Here is a 2680-nt window from a genome sequence, read left to right on the forward strand (position 1 = left end):
TAACGTAGCAATGCACATTTTTATTATCACAGGATATTGGCTAGTTCCGTCACTTTTCCAACCTTCATATTTTGTATCATCTACGGAAAAGGAGACCACGACATGAAAATTTCCGAGTCACTTTGTAAGCGCCTTGCAAAGATCCTAGGTGGAAAGGGAATGTCCGATGGGAAAAGCTGTAGCATTATGGTCGAGAGAAAATTAAATGCAAGAATCCTTGGGAGAAACTATGAGACAGAGCATGAAATCACGATTCAATCGCCGAAAAATGGAACAACGCTTAATACCGCGGAAATTACACTGCTCCAATCGGAAGTCCAGCGCTTTATCAATGCAGTTCGCAAACAGGGATTCAAAATCACGGCAATACACAATCATTGGTTATTTGATAAGCCACGCTTAATGTACCTGCATCTTGAAACGATCGAGAACCCTGTTACGTTTGCCAGAAAATTAAGAGCAGCTTTAAATGTCTTAAAAAAATAGGTTTTAATTAAAACTAACGCATGAAACAAGAGCCGAGGAAAGCATCCCTCGGCTCTTTGAAATATTAATTTTTTTATGTACTGTTTAACTTAACCTCGATACGCAAATTTGTCCCATTTTTATCTGATACATCTCGACTTCTTTTTTTTAAACGATGTCCCTCATTAGTCGCCTCCCTTATTTAACTGACGCATACTCCTCAGTACTGACTTTTTGCATTTAGTACCTGCTTATTGACCTACAGCAGCTTACTGGGATAAAAACGAAAGAGAATACGTATGTTTGAATGTGAATTGCGTCTATTTTTATTCAATCCCTTACGTAACTAATCTATGATCGCATTCTATGTGCCAGCTCATGGGGCAAGTAATTGATATTGACAGCTTAGATAGGAGAGTACGTCTAATGGGGAAAAACAATGGGTAAGGATTGAAGATGTTTTAAATGTACCATAAATAGGTGAATTTCCGATTGAGACCGAGGTTTTCTTTGCCCACATTACCCACACTATACTCACAAAATCGATGTCAAACATCGGATAACGTTGTCCAACCTTGTCTGTAACGAAAGCTCAGAAAACCGCACCATTTCAGTGTATTGGGCGACATAAGGCAATTGCCTACCCCCTAATAACTAAATATGGAAGTTCATTCTTGGCTCTCCTCTTCGGATGATGGTATAATTTGAAGTGATGTTCATGTACATAGATAACCTACAGACTACAGAATCGAATGAGAAGAAGGAGTGCCGACCAATGAACAAAGAGTCGAAAGATTACTCCAAATATTTTGATTTCTCGAATGCCAAAGTCATTTCCGAGGATGAACAAGGTAAACGGATTCGTATAAATGGTCGTGAAATCAACATTATTTCGGAGCCTAACCAACGTCAGGAGAAGCAGCGGGGCAAGCAGGATGTACAGGTACACTATGATCAGGCCGTGCCTGAGGAACTGCAGGGACTAGGCGTTGGGAAGAAATATATTATCTATACATTTGGCTGCCAAATGAATGAGCATGATTCCGAGACGATGAGCGGCTTGCTTGAACAGATGGGCTATGAAAAAACGGAAGACCGGAAACAAGCAGATATTATCTTATTAAATACATGCGCGATTCGTGAAAATGCAGAAGATAAAGTATTTGGTGAGCTTGGACATTTGAAGACATTGAAGATGCAAAGACCGGGGCTTATTCTTGGCGTGTGCGGTTGTATGTCCCAAGAAGAAAATGTCGTGAATCGCATTATGCAGAAGCATCAATTTGTTGATATCGTATTCGGCACGCATAATATTCACCGCTTGCCGATTTTGGTGCGCGATGCCTTGTTCAACAAGGAAATGGTCGTGGAAGTGTGGTCTAAGGAAGGCGATATCATCGAGAATCTGCCGAAGAAGCGGGAAGGAATGCGAGCTTGGGTCAACATTATGTATGGCTGTGATAAGTTCTGTACATATTGCATTGTTCCTTATACCCGTGGCAAAGAACGAAGCCGCCGTCCGGAAGACGTAATTGCCGAAGTAAGAGACTTGGCTCGTCAAGGATTCAAGGAAATTACACTGCTTGGTCAAAACGTCAACGCTTACGGCAAAGACTTTACGGACATCGATTACTCGTTCGGCGATCTGATGGACGAAATTCGAACTATTGATGTGCCGCGTATCCGCTTCACCACTTCACATCCAAGAGACTTTGACGATAGATTAATTGAAGTTCTGGCGAAGCGCGGCAACCTAGTTGAGCATATTCATCTTCCTGTACAGTCAGGGAGTACGGAAATATTGAAGAAGATGAGCCGCAAGTATGATCGGGAGCGATTCCTGGAGCTGGCATTTAAAATCAAACAGGCGATACCGGATGTTGTCTTTACAACGGATTTTATTGTGGGGTTCCCTGGCGAGACGGACGAACAGTTCGAAGAAACGATGTCGCTTGTACGGGAGGTAGAGTTCGACTTTGCCTATACATTCATCTATTCCCCGCGCGAAGGCACACCGGCGGCAGGGATGGAAGACAATGTTCCGATGGAAGTGAAGAAGGAGCGCCTGCAGCGCTTGAACGCCCTGCTGCAGGCTCAGAGCCGTCGAAGCAATGAAAGGCTGCAAGATCAAGTGGTGGAGGTGCTAGTGGAAGGGGAGAGCAAGAATAACCCGGACATTCTATCCGCTCGAACGCGCACGAACAAGCTTGTCCAT

The 2680-nt window shown here is 43.2% G+C and carries 2 protein-coding genes; both read left to right on the top strand.

The features are described 5' to 3' along the window. Positions 1–102 precede the first annotated feature (102 nt). Complete coding sequence (locus tag AZ66_RS28350; RefSeq protein ID WP_044357992.1) at positions 103–486, top strand: DUF1259 domain-containing protein; 384 nt, start codon at positions 103–105, stop codon at positions 484–486. 754 nt (positions 487–1240) lie between these two features. Beyond that, the coding region (gene miaB, locus AZ66_RS28355) for a tRNA (N6-isopentenyl adenosine(37)-C2)-methylthiotransferase MiaB (RefSeq protein WP_044357993.1) at positions 1241–2680 on the top strand (1440 nt) is incomplete at its 3' end.

Source organism: Paenibacillus sp. E194, assembly GCF_000935845.1.
GTDB classification, from domain to species: domain Bacteria; phylum Bacillota; class Bacilli; order Paenibacillales; family Paenibacillaceae; genus Paenibacillus_B; species Paenibacillus_B alvei_B.

Excerpts from the sequence above, each read along its gene's own strand:
- AZ66_RS28350 (WP_044357992.1), top strand. The coding sequence starts at position 103 with ATGAAAATTTCCGAGTCACTTTGTAAGCGCCTTGCAAAGATCCTAGGT.